This is a genomic window from Pseudomonas sp. Eqa60 (assembly GCF_018326405.1).
Classification (GTDB): Bacteria; Pseudomonadota; Gammaproteobacteria; order Pseudomonadales; family Pseudomonadaceae; genus Aquipseudomonas; species Aquipseudomonas protegens.
Genome location: NZ_AP024342.1, coordinates 5,015,293 through 5,030,293, shown reverse-complemented (window position 1 = coordinate 5,030,293; position 15,001 = coordinate 5,015,293). Strand labels below are relative to the sequence as shown.

General features: G+C 43.6%; 12 protein-coding genes. All 12 read left to right on the top strand.

Annotated elements, in window-relative coordinates; all coding sequences use genetic code 11:
- Positions 1-105: 105 nt before the first annotated feature.
- The 12 genes from rpsA (at position 106) to KI242_RS22465 (ending at position 14,990) form a co-directional block, all read left to right on the top strand.
- On the top strand, positions 106-1,800 hold the full coding sequence (gene rpsA, locus KI242_RS22520; protein WP_007931318.1) for a 30S ribosomal protein S1: 1,695 nt from the start codon (positions 106-108) through the stop codon (positions 1,798-1,800).
- A gap of 195 nt (positions 1,801-1,995) precedes the next feature.
- Positions 1,996-2,277 (top strand): hypothetical protein, encoded by a 282-nt coding sequence (locus KI242_RS31900; RefSeq protein ID WP_015636571.1) that lies wholly within the window; start codon positions 1,996-1,998, stop codon positions 2,275-2,277.
- A gap of 141 nt (positions 2,278-2,418) precedes the next feature.
- Positions 2,419-2,706 carry an integration host factor subunit beta gene (gene ihfB, locus KI242_RS22515; protein ID WP_015636570.1) on the top strand — a complete coding sequence of 96 codons (288 nt, stop codon included), beginning with the start codon at positions 2,419-2,421 and terminating at the stop codon, positions 2,704-2,706.
- A gap of 1,598 nt (positions 2,707-4,304) precedes the next feature.
- Positions 4,305-5,447 (top strand): dTDP-4-amino-4,6-dideoxygalactose transaminase, encoded by a 1,143-nt coding sequence (rffA, locus tag KI242_RS22505; RefSeq protein ID WP_081002139.1) that lies wholly within the window; start codon positions 4,305-4,307, stop codon positions 5,445-5,447.
- A complete protein-coding gene (locus KI242_RS22500) occupies positions 5,434-6,729 on the top strand; it encodes an O-antigen translocase (RefSeq protein WP_212805585.1) in 1,296 nt (431 codons plus the stop codon). The genes rffA and KI242_RS22500 overlap by 14 nt, the downstream gene beginning before the upstream one ends.
- Entirely contained in the window at positions 6,729-7,634 is a 906-nt protein-coding gene (locus KI242_RS22495; protein WP_052470425.1) for a glycosyltransferase, read from the top strand. Before KI242_RS22500 ends, KI242_RS22495 begins: the two co-directional genes overlap by 1 nt.
- Before the next feature lie 763 nt (positions 7,635-8,397).
- Positions 8,398-9,555 (top strand): glycosyltransferase family 4 protein, encoded by a 1,158-nt coding sequence (locus KI242_RS22490; protein WP_041119416.1) that lies wholly within the window; start codon positions 8,398-8,400, stop codon positions 9,553-9,555.
- Positions 9,555-10,535, top strand: a complete 981-nt coding sequence (locus KI242_RS22485) for an SDR family oxidoreductase (RefSeq protein ID WP_015636565.1) — start codon at positions 9,555-9,557, stop codon at positions 10,533-10,535. The genes KI242_RS22490 and KI242_RS22485 overlap by 1 nt, the downstream gene beginning before the upstream one ends.
- The gene (locus tag KI242_RS22480) at positions 10,532-11,548 is read left to right on the top strand and encodes a glycosyltransferase family 4 protein (protein WP_052470424.1); all 1,017 of its coding nucleotides are present in this window, start codon (positions 10,532-10,534) and stop codon (positions 11,546-11,548) included. Before KI242_RS22485 ends, KI242_RS22480 begins: the two co-directional genes overlap by 4 nt.
- Before the next feature lie 53 nt (positions 11,549-11,601).
- The gene (locus tag KI242_RS22475; RefSeq protein ID WP_041119415.1) at positions 11,602-13,590 is read left to right on the top strand and encodes a nucleoside-diphosphate sugar epimerase/dehydratase; all 1,989 of its coding nucleotides are present in this window, start codon (positions 11,602-11,604) and stop codon (positions 13,588-13,590) included.
- Between the two features lie 110 nt (positions 13,591-13,700).
- Positions 13,701-14,030: a helix-hairpin-helix domain-containing protein gene (locus KI242_RS22470; RefSeq protein WP_053153131.1), complete on the top strand. Its 330-nt coding sequence runs from the start codon at positions 13,701-13,703 to the stop codon at positions 14,028-14,030.
- A gap of 165 nt (positions 14,031-14,195) precedes the next feature.
- A complete protein-coding gene (locus KI242_RS22465; RefSeq protein WP_103289558.1) occupies positions 14,196-14,990 on the top strand; it encodes an SDR family oxidoreductase in 795 nt (264 codons plus the stop codon).
- Positions 14,991-15,001 lie beyond the last annotated feature (11 nt).

Here is a 15,001-nt window from a genome sequence, read left to right as displayed (position 1 = left end):
GGGACCAGTCATAGTCCTGCGATCGTTCTTTTATATGAACGTAACCCACATCGTCTGGGATGTGGCAGATGGGCGGATTCTTCGCCCTTATCAACAGGAATTAAAATGAGCGAAAGCTTTGCGGAACTCTTTGAAGAAAGCCTAAAAACCCTGAACCTTCAGGCAGGCTCCATCATCACCGGTGTTATCGTCGACATCGACTACCAAGCGCGTTGGGTAACCGTTCACGCTGGTCTGAAGTCTGAAGCGCTGATCCCGCTTGAGCAGTTCTACAACGATGCTGGCGAACTGTCCATCAATGTTGGTGATGAAGTTCACGTTGCTCTGGATTCGGTTGAAGACGGCTTTGGTGAAACCAAGCTCTCCCGTGAAAAAGCCAAGCGCGCTGAATGCTGGATCGTTCTGGAAGCAGCCTTCGCAGCCGAAGAAGTGGTCAAGGGCGTTATCAACGGTAAGGTTAAAGGCGGCTTCACTGTCGACGTTAACGGCATCCGTGCGTTCCTGCCAGGTTCTCTGGTTGACGTCCGTCCAGTGCGCGACACCACGCACCTGGAAGGCAAAGAGCTCGAGTTTAAAGTCATCAAACTCGACCAGAAGCGCAACAACGTTGTCGTTTCCCGCCGCAGCGTCCTCGAAGCCGAGAACTCCGCTGAGCGTGAAGCTCTGCTGGAATCCCTGCAGGAAGGTCAGCAAGTCAAAGGTATCGTCAAGAACCTCACCGATTACGGCGCATTCGTCGATCTGGGTGGCGTCGATGGCCTGCTGCACATCACCGACATGGCTTGGAAGCGTATCAAGCATCCTTCCGAAATCGTCAACGTTGGCGACGAGATCGATGTCAAGGTTCTGAAGTACGATCGCGAGCGCAATCGTGTTTCCCTGGGCCTGAAGCAACTGGGCGAAGATCCATGGGTTGCTATCAAGGCTCGTTACCCAGAAAGCACCCGCGTTACCGCTCGTGTAACCAACCTGACCGACTACGGCTGCTTCGCTGAGCTGGAAGAAGGCGTGGAAGGCCTGGTACACGTTTCGGAAATGGACTGGACCAACAAGAACATCCATCCTTCGAAAGTCGTACAAGTCGGCGACGAAGTGGAAGTTATGGTTCTGGACATCGACGAAGAGCGTCGTCGTATCTCCCTCGGCATCAAGCAGTGCAAGTCCAACCCATGGGAAGACTTCTCTGGCCAGTTCAACAAGGGCGATAAGATCTCCGGCACCATCAAGTCGATCACCGATTTCGGTATCTTCATTGGTCTGGACGGCGGCATCGACGGTCTGGTTCACCTGTCCGACATCTCCTGGAACGAAGTGGGCGAAGAAGCCGTACGCCGTTTCAAGAAGGGCGACGAGCTGGACACCGTTATCCTGTCGGTTGACCCAGAGCGCGAGCGTATCTCCCTGGGTATCAAGCAACTGGAAAGCGATCCGTTCTCCGAGTACGTTCAAGAGAACGACAAAGGCGCAATCGTTAAGGGTGTTGTAAAAGAAGTTGACGCCAAAGGCGCCATCATCACCCTGGCTAACGATATCGAAGCTACTCTGAAAGCCTCCGAAATCAGCCGTGACCGCATCGAAGATGCGCGTAACGTTCTGAAAGAAGGCGAAGAAGTTGAAGCCAAGATCATCAGCGTTGACCGTAAGAGCCGTGTAATCCAGCTCTCGATCAAGTCGAAAGACGTTGAAGACGAGAAAGAAGCTATCCAGAGCCTGCGCGACAAGCCAGCTGCTTCGGATATCGCTGCTGGTCCTACCACTCTGGGTGACCTGCTGCGTGCACAAATGGAAAAGCAGAACTAAGTTCTGTCAGACCATAAAAAGGGCGACTTCGGTCGCCCTTTTTTATGCCTGAAATTCGAGAAGCTCAGCGGAGTGCTGGGGAAACCAATCTGTGCAATGAGTTGTCTCTTTCTTAGGTGGGTTGGCTGCCGTGTCAGGGTCTAGGTACCCAATGGGTGCATTATTCAAGCAGCATAAGCTGCCTTAAGGAAGAGTATGAGCAGGTTGGGTGTAGTGGTTTTGATTCTTCTTTTGGCAGGGTGTACGACCAGTGTAAAGACCCACGCGGTGCGCGGGGTCAGTGGCATAGAGATCGACTGTTCGGGGCTGGGGTCGGATTGGGACAAATGCTACAAGCGTGCTGCACGTGAGTGTAAGGCCAATGGCTACAAGGTCATTACAAAATCCAGTGATGCCAAGGATGAGGAGGGGGATTATCCTTTCGGTTGGAATCCGGCGGGTTATCTGACTCGAACGATGTTGGTCATGTGTCGATAGGGCCGCTTTGTGTTTTTGTCACTGCATCTTCTGCAAAAAAAGGAGTTTGTATCAGTGTGGTAGATGGGCTGTTCAAAACCCTCAGAGCATGCTAAAACCTTTGAAGCACTGACCTAGCTGCTTGAAAAAGAAGGGAAAAATATGACGAAGTCGGAGTTGATCGAACGAATTGTCACCCATCAAGGGCTGCTCTCATCCAAGGATGTCGAGTTGGCGATAAAGACCATGCTTGAACAGATGTCACAGTGTCTGGCTACCGGTGATCGAATTGAGATTCGAGGATTTGGTAGTTTCTCTCTTCACTATCGTGCTCCTCGCGTAGGCAGAAATCCAAAAACTGGTCAATCAGTCAGTCTGGATGGCAAGTTTGTACCTCATTTCAAACCGGGTAAAGAGTTGAGAGATCGTGTCAATGAAGAAGAAATTTAAATAATGGAAGTTGCACTTAAAGTTATATGTCGCTCATTTTGAATTCTGTTTTTTGAAGTTGCGGATATATATTTTAAAATTCTAAGATAAATATTAAAGTTATCTCTGCTTGAATGTTGGTTAAGGGGGAGTATTCTATATATCTATAAGTGAATCTTGGTCCGGGAATGGCTAGTTATTATCAATGTGCTGCTCAGAGTCTTTAAATGGCTATAGAAACAGATCATTTTGAGGTTTTCTCCCCTATTCGAATAAAGCTCTTCACCTTGCTAAGGATTTTATGGTTTGAACGGTTGCTGTTTTTATTCAGTATATTAGTTGTGACGTTTATTTTTACTGTTTTCGCTTTTATTATCAAGCCCGCTTACGAAGCTCGAATTTTATTGTACCCACCAGGGGTTAGGGACGTTTCGATTATCGGTTATAGCTTTCTGAAAGATGAAGATACTATACGTGAAGCGATCGCTAAAATTTACTCTACATTTATTCGTAACGCTCGATCTGATAACTATCTTAGAGAGTTTTCTGGGAGCATATTCTGAGGTCGTCTAAAGTGAGCAAAAATATAAAATTAACTCAAGCATAAATAGCTATGAGGAGTTCTCAGAGAGAATCTCGTTTAATGAACTATTTATAAAGCGAGCTGCAGGAAATGATTCTAAAGATAATGAGACTCCTAAACCGGTTCTTGTGACTTTTAGAGGTCCTGAGGGAGAAGACTTGGTGTTTTTGCTGGGGGGTCATATGATCTTGTTATGAGGAAGACTGCAAGTGAGGTTGCGTCTAATATAAATGCAGATGCTGCTATGCGAGCTGGTTATTAGGCAAAACAAATTGATATTCGGCGAGAGGTTGAAGGGGAGGAAGCTGTAGATGATCTTAGGAGGGCGCTAGATGTCTCAAGTATATTTGCGTTGGGCTCTACACTAAATGGTACAGGGGCTTCGGTTTCGCTTAAGAAGAAAACTAATGAAGCAGGAAATGAAGAAAATAGAGACAAGGGTTTATTTGCTGACGAGCTTCGATATCTACTAGTTCAAAAAATATTTTATAGTTCAGTGGTTGTTGAGTCTGATGAATTATCAGTTTGTTTGAAAGACGGACCTATGGTCAGCATAGGTAATCCCATACACCCATAAAAAATGTTCATCATCCTGATTGAGGTTCTCGTAGGGGCGGGGTTAGGGGGGGGGCTCTGTCTGTTACTCTTTATCATTATAAGAAGTCGCTTTCGTGTGCATGATGAAGGGGCATCTCTCGCGCGATGAGCTTTTGCAGAGAGGAAGGGAGCGTGGAATTTTGACCATCCAAGGCTAAAAATAGTCCGTAAAGGTTAAGATTTTCCGATAGTTGTGTATAATTTAAATGTTATTGAGTGCAAGCCACATGTTGTGAAACTGGCGTAAGCTAGCTAACAGTTGCAGGATGCTGAAAAACTATTCGTATATGCTACGGAATCAAGATGATTTTATACTTTATGTGAAATATCTTTATTGTTGGGTGGTAACTTTTAAGTTATATGCTTGTAATGAGTTATAGATTGGTTAACTATTTTAAATAAATGTAAAAGTATTTTGGCTAAAGGATGTAAACGAAAAATGAATATCCCATTCAACAAGCCACCATATACTGGAAGTGAAGATCAGTATGTGATATCAGCTATGCGCAGTGATAAGATGTCCGGTGATGGAAAATTCACCATCCTTTGCCAAAAATGGTTTGAAGAAAGTTTGGGTTGCAAAAGAGCTCTATTAACCCCTTCCTGCACTCAAGCTTTAGAAATGGCTGCTTTGTTAATCGACATTCAGCCGGGTGATGAAGTAATTATGCCTAGCTATACTTTCGTAAGTACGGCGAATGCGTTTGCTCTTAGGGGGGCAAAAATTGTTTTTGTAGATATTCGTCCAGATACGATGAATATTGATGAGACGCTTATTGAAGCGGCTATCTCAAAGAATACCAAAGCCATAGTTCCAGTTCATTATGCCGGTGTTGCTTGTGAAATGGATACAATAATGGGTATAGCAAATCATTATGGGTTGTATGTGATTGAAGATGCCGCCCAGGGAATGACATCTTTCTATAAAGGAAGACCCTTAGGGACAATAGGGCATATGGCAGCTTATAGTTTTCATGAAACAAAAAACTATACAAGTGGTGGCGAAGGCGGCTTATTAATTATAAATGATGAAAGTTTTATACTCAGGGCTGAAGTCATTCGAGAGAAAGGGACGAATAGAAATCTATTTTTTCGAGGAATGATTGATAAGTATACTTGGGTGGATTTGGGCAGTAGTTACCTTCCTGGGGAACTTCAAGCAGCTTATCTGTATGGCCAGCTTGAAAAAGTTGAAGAAATAAAAGAGTCTAGGATTAAAACATGGAGATTTTTTTATGAAAATCTCAGTGAGCTTTCAGCTAATGGGAAGCTAGAGCTGCCTATAATTCCCGCAGAATGTATAAGTAATGCTCATATGTTTTACGTTAAGCTTCCTGATATTGGTATTAGGACAAAGGTCTTAGAGTATTTAAAGAATAATGGGATTGGTGCGGTATTCCACTATATTCCATTGCACTCTGCTCCAGCGGGTATTCGACTTGGTGCTTTTGTTGGTAAGGATAAATTTACAACATCTGAGAGCGAGCGTTTAATCAGACTTCCAATTTGGTATGGAATGACTGATCTCGAGAGAACTACTGTAGTGGATGCTGTCGTCGAGGCTGTCAATGCATGTTGCTAGTAATGCAAGTCGAATTTTAGTTAGTCGAAAACATGCATTACAGAGTGCTGCTTTAACTGTCGCCTCTCAAACATCTAAAATCGCAGTTGGTTTTATTTTGATAAAACTGATTGCGGTTTATTTAGGTGCTGGTGGTATGGGGTTGCTGGGTAACTTTATGAGTCTCGTTGCTATGCTATCTCTGATGGCCGGTGGCGGCATATCTAATGGAGTGATCAAATATGTAGCAGAGTATAAAAAACAACCTCGACGGTTGGCTGAGTTTATTGGTTCAGCAAAATTATACTCTCTTTTGTTTTGTACTTTTTTTTGTATAGTTGGAGTTTGTTTTTCGCAAGATATCTCGGGTTATATTTTTAAGAGCGAGGAATATTATAAAATAATAGTTTTTTTATTTTTTGCTCAGTTTGGTTTTGCATTTGTTAATCTAGTGTGCGGTGTCGCTAATGGGCTGCGTGATACTAAAACATATGCACTTATTCAGATATCAGGAAATGTTCTAGTTGTACCGATCAGCTGGTTCCTAATTGGATTTTATCAGCTGGTAGGTGCCGCAATTTCAATGGTTTTGATGTTTCTTATTTATTCAATTCCAGCATGTTTTTTTTATCGTAGGTCTTTTTTCTTTAGAGCCAAAATTAAAACAAAGATTAATGCGCTAGCTATAAGAAGGCTATCCGTTTTTACTTCCATGGCCCTGGTGGGAGCAGTGAGCGTACCTCTGATAGAAATACTAGTTCGGCAACAGATTATCAATCACATAGGCTATGCGTCAGCTGGAATATGGCAAGGGGCGATTAAAGTTTCAAGTGCATATATGGGTTTTTTTACCATATTCCTTGCAGTCTATTTTATGCCTACAATCTCAGGAAGTAATAATAGAAAAGAAATCGCAAGTTTAGTGTTGAGGTTCATGGCAGTCGTGATGTTTGTTTTTCTTTTTGGGGCGAGCATTTTCTTTTTATTAAGAGTGCAAATTATACCAATAATATTATCGAGTGATTTTGAGTCATTAGAGTCATTGATTAAGTATCAATTAATTGCGGATTTTTTTCGTGTTTCGACTTATGTTATCGGTTTTGTAGTTATAGCCAAGGCTGCACTGAAAATCTATATCGTAAGCGAATTGCTGCAGGGGATATTCTTTTTTAGTGCCAGCTCTATTTTTCTTAATTTGGGGCTCGGTCTAAAAGGTGTATTCCTAGCTACTTTGTTGATGAATATTGTATATTTTGTGGTTGCCGTATCAGGTTTTTTTCTCTATAGGAGAAGGGAAGTATAATGTTATCAGCTACTGTCGTCGTATCTTGCTACAATCAAGAGCGCTATATTGTAGAGTGTCTTGATAGTATCCTGTCGCAAGAAATAAATTTCGAGTGTGAAGTTATAGTCTCTGATGATTGTTCTACTGATAGAACTCAAGAGGTTCTTCTTGAGTACTCTCGTTTGCATGAGGGAAGACTCAAACTAAACCTCCGCTCAGAAAATGTAGGGCCTGCCTTAAACTATCTTGGTTTACACTCAATGGCTTCAGGCGACATCGTTTTCCATTTTGATGGTGATGATGTAATGCTCCCTGGAAAGTTAGCTCTTCAATATAAGGAGTTTCAGGAAGATGCTCAAGTCAATGTCGTCTTCCATAAAGCAGTATACTTTTCTGATGATGATAAATACTTGTCTGATACACAATTTCCAGACTCTGCCGAAAGATCAATAGATGTTTCGGGGGAGGAGCTTGCTCGTTGGGGGTCAGTTGCTGTCCATAGTTCGTATGCATATAGAAGAAGTTCAAGGAAAACGGTTATAAATCGTGAGTTTATGGAGTGGTTTTTTGCTATGGACTCTTTAATTCCCGAAGGAAAGGCTGTTTATATAAACCAAACTTTGGTTAAGTATAGATGCAATCCATCTGCGGGTTCGTATCTATCCACACAATCAGGAAAGTTAAAGGCATACTCTATCTATTTTGATGATATTGAGCGTTATTTTGATAGCTATAAAGTTTTACGATGTGATCTATATGCAAACTACTTTGTTACGTTTTTGGCTATGCTAAGGTCTACTAATAGATTTTCGCTGAAGCGTTCATTGTTCTTGCTGCGCAATATATATTGCCTCCGGCCCAAAAAAGTACTCAACACACTTGGTGTGCGAAGGCTGGTTGGTCCTAAATTGAAAAATCGATAATTTGGAGAAGAGATGACTTATCTAAATCTCTATGGTTTGGATGTTTATATAGTTATCTCTTTTTTTGTTTTTTAGCATTCTAAATGCTTTTGGCGAAATCAAGGTCTCTTAAAGAGGTATTGTGTTTAGCTGAGTTTTTTGTGGTGCTGCGGGCCATAGGATTTGTTTCTCAGAGTATTGCTGTACGTTAATTTTATACAGATGGCGATACTTGGTTTTATATAAAGTTATATGACTATCTGGATGCGGGGTTGATAATCCTTTTCAAACAATAGAAACTTCATTCGTTTTGCTGATGAGGTTTTTTGTTTTTTGGGGGGGCATCAAGCACTATTTTTTCTAATAACATTTTCTTTTGCTATTTCTTATTACTAACTGGCGATGGGGCTTTTGGATGTATTCCTCGCTGCTGGTAGCTTTAATTCTGATCCTCAGGTTATTCAATCTATCAAATGGGTCTGGGCTTTATCTTTTTCATGTGTGCACCTTGGTTTCTTTTTTATAGTGATCGGATTGGTCTTTGTTTTTGGATATTTTATCCAATTTTAATTTTGTATACTTCGTGCGAGTTCTCGAAAGTTGGTTTTTTGAGTATTTAAAATAATTGATGCTAATTAAGTACTTGTCCTTGTTCGTAGGTATCACCCTGTTCGGTGACTTTTTTTCATAAATATGCTATTTTCTCGCCGTTGGATAAGGTTGGGGTTTATGAGTGGCGACGTTATTTTTTGGTTTGAGTTTTAATCGGGCGAGGGCTTAGTGGGTGACAAAAGAAGCAATCAGGGTTGCTAGGGTTTCCACAGTTTCGTTTTTCATAGTGACGCAACTAGAGACTCAATTTGAGCAGTTGGCAATGTCTGGCGTTGATTTGACGGCCATTTCAAGTGCTGATGAATCGGTTGGTAGGTTGCTCGAAAATAAGAGATTTAATTTTTTACCAATTAATATTGAACGTAAAATTAATATTAAAAAAGATATTTTAAGTTTGTTTCTTTTGATAAAGGCTTTTCGAAAATATAATTTTGATATAATTCACTCAACTACACCGAAAGCAGGATTGTTATGTTCTATTGCGGGTCTGTTTGCTAGACGGTCCGTTCGATTGCATACATTTACTGGGCAGCCATGGGTAACTATGTCTGGTTTAAAACGCTCACTTCTAAGAGCGTGCGATAAGCTTGTCGGTATACTCAATACGCACTGTTATGCAGATAGCCATAGCCAAATGAAATTTCTAATTTCGAATGGTATTATTAAGCCAGAGAGAATATCAGTTCTGGGGGCTGGGTCGCTCGCGGGTATAGATTTAGAAAGATTCAATAAGAAATACTTTCCAGAAAGTACATGCTTGGATTTGAGGTCAAAACTTGGTATTTCAGAAAGTAGCAAGGTGGTTCTATATGTTGGCCGAATAACACCGGATAAAGGGATTAGTGAGTTAGTTCAGGCTTTCGAGAGGATATCTGCGAAAGACAGTGATGTATTTCTTGTGCTGGTTGGGCCTTCTGAGCCTGAAGGTCAACTAATTATTGATAGCATTCCTGAATATATAAAGTCGCATGTTAAAGTTGTCGGTTACGACCGCGAGCCTGAACGATATATGGCCGTCGCAGACTTGCTATGTTTGCCTAGTTACCGTGAAGGATTTGGCACGGTTATCATTGAAGCGGGGGCGATGGGGATCCCTTCAGTAGGGACCGATATCTATGGTTTGTCTGATGCGATTTTAGACGGGCTGACAGGTTTGCTAGTTAAAGTTGCAGATCCCGTATCTCTGGAAGAAGGGATCTGGACGCTATTGTCTAATCCATCGATGAGATACTCTATGGGCGCTGAGGCACACCGTCGAGCCTCGGAAAATTTTAGTTCTTCCAGATGCTCGGAGTTGCTGCTGAAAGAGTATAAGGCGTTTATAAGTTGATGGACGAAGTCTTTGAGGAAAAACAGCGCGTCATGGTAACGGGGGCAGCAGGGTTTGTCGGGGGCTGCTTAGTTCGTGCACTTACTTTACATGAGGCTTATATTCCCATATCAGTTTTTCGCTCTGAAGGTGATTTGCAGCTTATATCAAATAATGTATATGCTGCCAATGTATCCCCGGAAACGGACTGGGCTGTAGCTTTGGCCGGCGTATCTATAGTTGTTCACGCTGCTGCACGAGTGCATGTGATGAACGAAAGTTCCGCTACTGCTCTAGACGAATATAGAAGAGTAAACTTTCATGGTACTTTGAAGTTGGCGCGTCAAGCCGCTGAGGCCGGTGTGCGTCGCTTTGTTTTTATTAGCTCCATAAAAGTTAATGGAGAGGCTACTAGCCTTGCACGACCTTATTGTGCAGATGATCCAGTTAACCCAGTTGATCCATATGGTGTATCCAAACATGAGGCTGAAGTTGCTCTCCGCCAGCTCGCTTTGAAAACTGGTATGGAGGTGGTAATTATTCGTCCTACACTGGTTTATGGACCAGGAGTAAAAGCAAATTTTGAGGCTATGCTTGCGTGGGTTAAGCGAGGGGTCCCCTTGCCTTTAGGGTCGATTAACAATAAGCGTAGTCTGGTTTTTATTGAAAATTTAATTGATCTAGTTATTCTGTCTATGCATCATGAGAGTGCTGCAAATCAAACTTTTCTTGTTAGTGATGATGAAGATCTCTCTACAAGTGAGTTATTGGCGAAAGCAGCAAATGCATTGGGTGTAAAAAGCCGAGTTTTTCCATTTCCAAGTAGTATGCTTAGATTATTTTTAACTCTCTTAGGACGTAAGGCAATTTCGCAACGCCTATGTGGAAGCTTGCAGGTTGATATAAGTAAGACCTGCCTTCTCTTAGGTTGGCGTCCCGCAGTAAACGTTAACGAGGCGTTAAAAAGAACCGCGGCAGTCTTTGTGGAAAAAAGCGTATGAGCAATGTGTACTGGGTGATGTTCTTTTCGTTTGTTGGTTCCTTGATGGGGACTGCAGTTTTACGCAGATACGCTTTATCTAATAGCCTTATTGATATACCTAACTCTCGAAGCTCTCATACTGTTCCCACTCCTAGGGGCGGAGGGGTGGCTATCGTTGTTGTTTTTATAATCAGTGCCATCGTTTTAGAGATTACCAGTAATTTGCAATTTTTTACTATGTTAGCTCTTACAGTTACAGGGGGGATGGTTGCCGTTATCGGGTTTCTCGATGACCATGGGCATATTCCCGCTCGCTGGAGATTATTGGGGCACTTTACAGCCGCAATTTTGGGGGTGGCATTATTGGGTGGGATGCCATCTATGCTTATACTTAATGTATATGTTGAATTGGCATGGGCAGGACATATCTTTGCAGTTTTTTACTTAGTATGGATGCTTAATTTATATAATTTTATGGATGGTATTGACGGTCTGGCTGCCATTGAGGCGGTGTTTGTTTGTTTAGCTGGCGCAGGCTTATATTGGATAGTTGGTAGCTATGACTTAGCTTGGGCTCCTTTGGGCCTGGCTCTTGCGGTCTTGGGTTTTTTGTACTGGAACTTTCCCCCTGCTCGAATTTTTATGGGCGATGCAGGTAGCGGATTTCTTGGATTAGTTCTTGGTTTGCTTGCCCTGCAGGCTGCTTGGACTAATCCATCGTTATTTTGGAGTTGGTTGATTTTTCTAGGTGTTTTCATTGTCGACGCGACGTTTACTCTTTTCTGTCGGCTATTAAGAGGGGAGAAACTGTACGAGGCGCATCGCAGCCATGCTTATCAATTTGCAGCGAGGCGTTACGGTAGGCATTTTCCGGTAACGTTGGCAGTGTTGTTTGTAAATATAATTTGGCTACTACCACTAGGCTTTCTTGTGGGTACAGAAAAGCTCGAAGGAGTTATTGGTCTTATAATAGCTTATGTACCTTTGATTCTTCTTGCAGTGTTCTACAAAGCCGGCGCAAGAGAGAACTGAGATGCGGGTTCTGGTTTACGTCTGTGGCGTTTTTATTTAAGAAGGGTATTAGTATGTTTCGTCAGTGGTTGCTTGAGCTTCCGAGGCGCCAAAAACGCTTGATCCAAGTCGCAGTAGATACTGTGCTTGTCTGGCTTGCGTTGTGGTTAGCGTTCCTTGTACGTCTTGGCATTGATGAAATTGCCAATCCATTAGAGGCGCACCCATGGCTTTTCCTGTTTGCACCTTTAGTTTCTATTCCACTATTCATCCATTTCGGTCTATATCGAGCAGTTTTACGTTATTTTGGTACCGATGCACTCATCGCTATTACTAAGGCTGTGACGTTGTCTGCGTTGGTAATGGGGGTTATTGTTTATGTTTATAGTAATCATAAGTTTGTAGTTCCTCGTTCTATTGTTTTTAATTTCTGGTGGTTGAGTCTCATCATGATTGGAGGCTTGCGCTTAGCAATGCGTCAATACTTCCTTGATGATTGGTTTTCTACAACACAACACATGCCTTTCTCCAATACAGATAATAATCTTCCTAAAGTTGCTATTTATGGAGCAGGCGCTGCTGGTAATCAACTGGTTGCGGCGTTGAGGATGGGGCGAGCAATGCGTCCTGTTGCTTTTATTGACGATGATAAGAGCATTGCAGACAGGGTAATCGCCGGACTACATGTTTATCAGCCCAAAAATATTCAACGAATGATTGATGCAACTGGAGCGCAGGAAGTTCTTTTGGCCATTCCTTCTTCAAGCCGTGGGCGTCGTCGTGAGATCTTGAGCTTTCTTGAAAACTATCCTCTTCATGTTCGAAGTGTTCCCGGGTTTATGGATCTCGCCAGTGGCCGAGTGAAAGTTGATGATATTCAGGCTGTTGATATTGCTGATTTGCTAGGACGTGACGCAGTTCCGGCTCAAGAGGATTTGCTTGAACGCTGTGTGACGAAGAAGGTAGTTCTTGTAACTGGCGCCGGAGGATCCATTGGCTCCGAGCTATGTCGGCAAATACTGCTTCTTCGTCCTACTGTATTGTTGTTGTTCGAGCATAGCGAGTTTAATCTCTATAGTATTTTTTCCGAGCTAGAAGGGCGTGTTGCTCGTGAGTCACTTTCCGTAAAGGTATTACCTATTCTTGGCACTATAAAAAGTCATGAAAAGCTCGTTGATATAATGACTACCTGGAAAGTTAATACAGTTTACCATGCTGCGGCTTATAAGCATGTCCCAATGGTAGAACATAATATTTCCGAAGGCTTTTTTAATAATGTAATCGGCACGCTTAATACAGCCCAGGCAGCATTGATGTCTGGTGTTACAGATTTTGTCTTGATATCTACAGATAAGGCAGTTCGTCCCACCAATATAATGGGAAGCACTAAACGCTTGGCTGAGCTGACGTTACAAGCACTTAGTCGAGAAAAAGATCCAGTTTTATTTGATGTGGCTGGTTGTGAACAGATAAGAAACAACACTCGATTTACAATGGTTCGTTTCGGTAATGTTCTGGGCTCTTCAGGTTCTGTAATTCCATTGTTTCATAAACAAATACAGTCTGGTGGCCCCTTGACTGTTACTCACCCTAAAATTACTCGATATTTCATGACCATTCCTGAAGCTGCACAGCTAGTTATTCAAGCGGGGTCGATGGGCTTGGGCGGGGATGTATTTGTATTGGATATGGGAGAACCGGTAAAAATTGTAGAACTGGCTGAGAAAATGATTCATCTCTCAGGTCTGACTGTTCGCTCGGAAAAAATGCCTCATGGTGATATTGCTATCGAATTTACCGGGTTGAGGCCCGGTGAGAAACTTTACGAAGAGCTATTAATAGGTGATAACGTTTCTATCACTCCACACCCGATGATTATGACAGCTAATGAAGATTATTTGCCTTGGGGTGTGTTGAAAACCAACCTAGCTAAGATGCTTGAGTCTGTTCATCAAGATGATTACGTCACATTCCGCCAATTGTTGCGTGAAACAGTGAGTGGCTATACGCCAGACGGTGAAATTGTCGATTGGATTTATCAACAACGCCGTTTACAACCATAAGTTTACATAAACAGTAACCATCTACATTTTGACTTGTCCCCTGCATCACCTAGGTTTGGAAGGCAGCTTTGGAAAGCTGCTTTCCTTACTCGATGTCATGGAGCGTCACTATGCGTAACTCTTTTTTCACCTCATTGATCTTTGCTTTTCTCGCCAGCTTTGCACTTGTCACTCAAGCAGCGCCGGGGCCCAAGACCCAGCCCGGTTCTGCGCAAGTGGCGGAGCAGGCGCCGATTCAAGCGAGCAAGGTCAACCTCAATACGGCGGATGAGGCTCTGCTGCAACGCGAGCTTTTTGGGGTGGGGGCTGCCAAGGCCAAGGCAATTGTCGCTTATCGGGAAGAAAATGGGCCCTTTGCTTCGGTAGACGAGTTGCTGGAGGTCAAGGGGATTGGCAGGGCAATCTTGGAACGAAATCTGGATAAGCTCGAAGTCAATTGAGTTCTCCCGCATAACGTTTGAAGGCCGGTCTCTGACCGGCTTTTTGCATTTCATGAGTGGGGTAGCTGACAGTGAATCTCTATCGCCTGGATTAATCATTTTCAGGCGCCAAATGCTTCTGGCCGAAGGCGCTCATTACTTTCATGCATTGTCAGGAGTCCAGCTATGAGTTCGATTCAATCCCAAGGTACAGCATTGGTCACTGGGGCCTCATCCGGTATTGGAGCGGTTTATGCCGAGCGATTGGCGGCGCGAGGTTTCGATTTGTTGCTGGTTGCTCGAGATGAGGGACGTTTGAAGGTGGCAGCCAATGCGTTGAGCGATAAATATAACGTGCAAGTGGAGGTGTTGAAGGCGGATTTGACGCTCAAGAAGGACTTACTGAATGTCGAGCAACGTTTGCGCGACGACTCCCGTATCAGCTTGCTGCTGAACAATGCGGGAGTAGCTGCCAACGGGGCTTTGGCTGGCGCCGACCTGGATCAGATGGAGCACATGATTCAGCTCAATGTAGTGGCACTGACCCGGCTGGCCGGGGTGGCTGCAACGAGTTTCTCTGCGACTGGGCGTGGGGCGATTATCAATATTGCCTCGGTGGTGGCCTTGATTCCTGAGCGTTTCAACGCGACTTATAGTGCAACCAAGGCATATGTACTCAGTTTGACTCAGTCGCTGCAGGCTGAGTTGAAGGGCAGCGGGGTTCGTGTACAGGCTGTCTTGCCGGGTGTCACTCGTACCGAAATCTGGGAGCGTTCAGGGCTCGATGCCAAGGCCATTCCGGCGGAAATGGTGATGGAGGTACAGGAGATGGTCGATGCGGCGTTGAGCGGCTTGGATCAGGGTGAGTTGATTACATTGCCTTCGCTACCCGATCCTGCGGATTGGCAGGCTTTGGTGGCGGCGCGCTTGGCTCTTGGCCCCAATCTGTCCAGGAGCAGTGCGGCCGCTCGCTATAAATAAGAAGAGTAGGT

Coding starts and splice junctions, on each gene's coding strand:
- KI242_RS22495 (WP_052470425.1), top strand. CDS start 6,729: ATGTTATCAGCTACTGTCGTCGTATCTTGCTACAATCAAGAGCGCTAT.
- KI242_RS22470 (WP_053153131.1), top strand. CDS start 13,701: ATGCGTAACTCTTTTTTCACCTCATTGATCTTTGCTTTTCTCGCCAGC.
- KI242_RS22485 (WP_015636565.1), top strand. CDS start 9,555: ATGGACGAAGTCTTTGAGGAAAAACAGCGCGTCATGGTAACGGGGGCA.
- KI242_RS22480 (WP_052470424.1), top strand. CDS start 10,532: ATGAGCAATGTGTACTGGGTGATGTTCTTTTCGTTTGTTGGTTCCTTG.
- rffA (WP_081002139.1), top strand. CDS start 4,305: ATGAATATCCCATTCAACAAGCCACCATATACTGGAAGTGAAGATCAG.
- ihfB (WP_015636570.1), top strand. CDS start 2,419: ATGACGAAGTCGGAGTTGATCGAACGAATTGTCACCCATCAAGGGCTG.
- rpsA (WP_007931318.1), top strand. CDS start 106: ATGAGCGAAAGCTTTGCGGAACTCTTTGAAGAAAGCCTAAAAACCCTG.
- KI242_RS22500 (WP_212805585.1), top strand. CDS start 5,434: ATGCATGTTGCTAGTAATGCAAGTCGAATTTTAGTTAGTCGAAAACAT.
- KI242_RS31900 (WP_015636571.1), top strand. CDS start 1,996: ATGAGCAGGTTGGGTGTAGTGGTTTTGATTCTTCTTTTGGCAGGGTGT.
- KI242_RS22475 (WP_041119415.1), top strand. CDS start 11,602: ATGTTTCGTCAGTGGTTGCTTGAGCTTCCGAGGCGCCAAAAACGCTTG.
- KI242_RS22465 (WP_103289558.1), top strand. CDS start 14,196: ATGAGTTCGATTCAATCCCAAGGTACAGCATTGGTCACTGGGGCCTCA.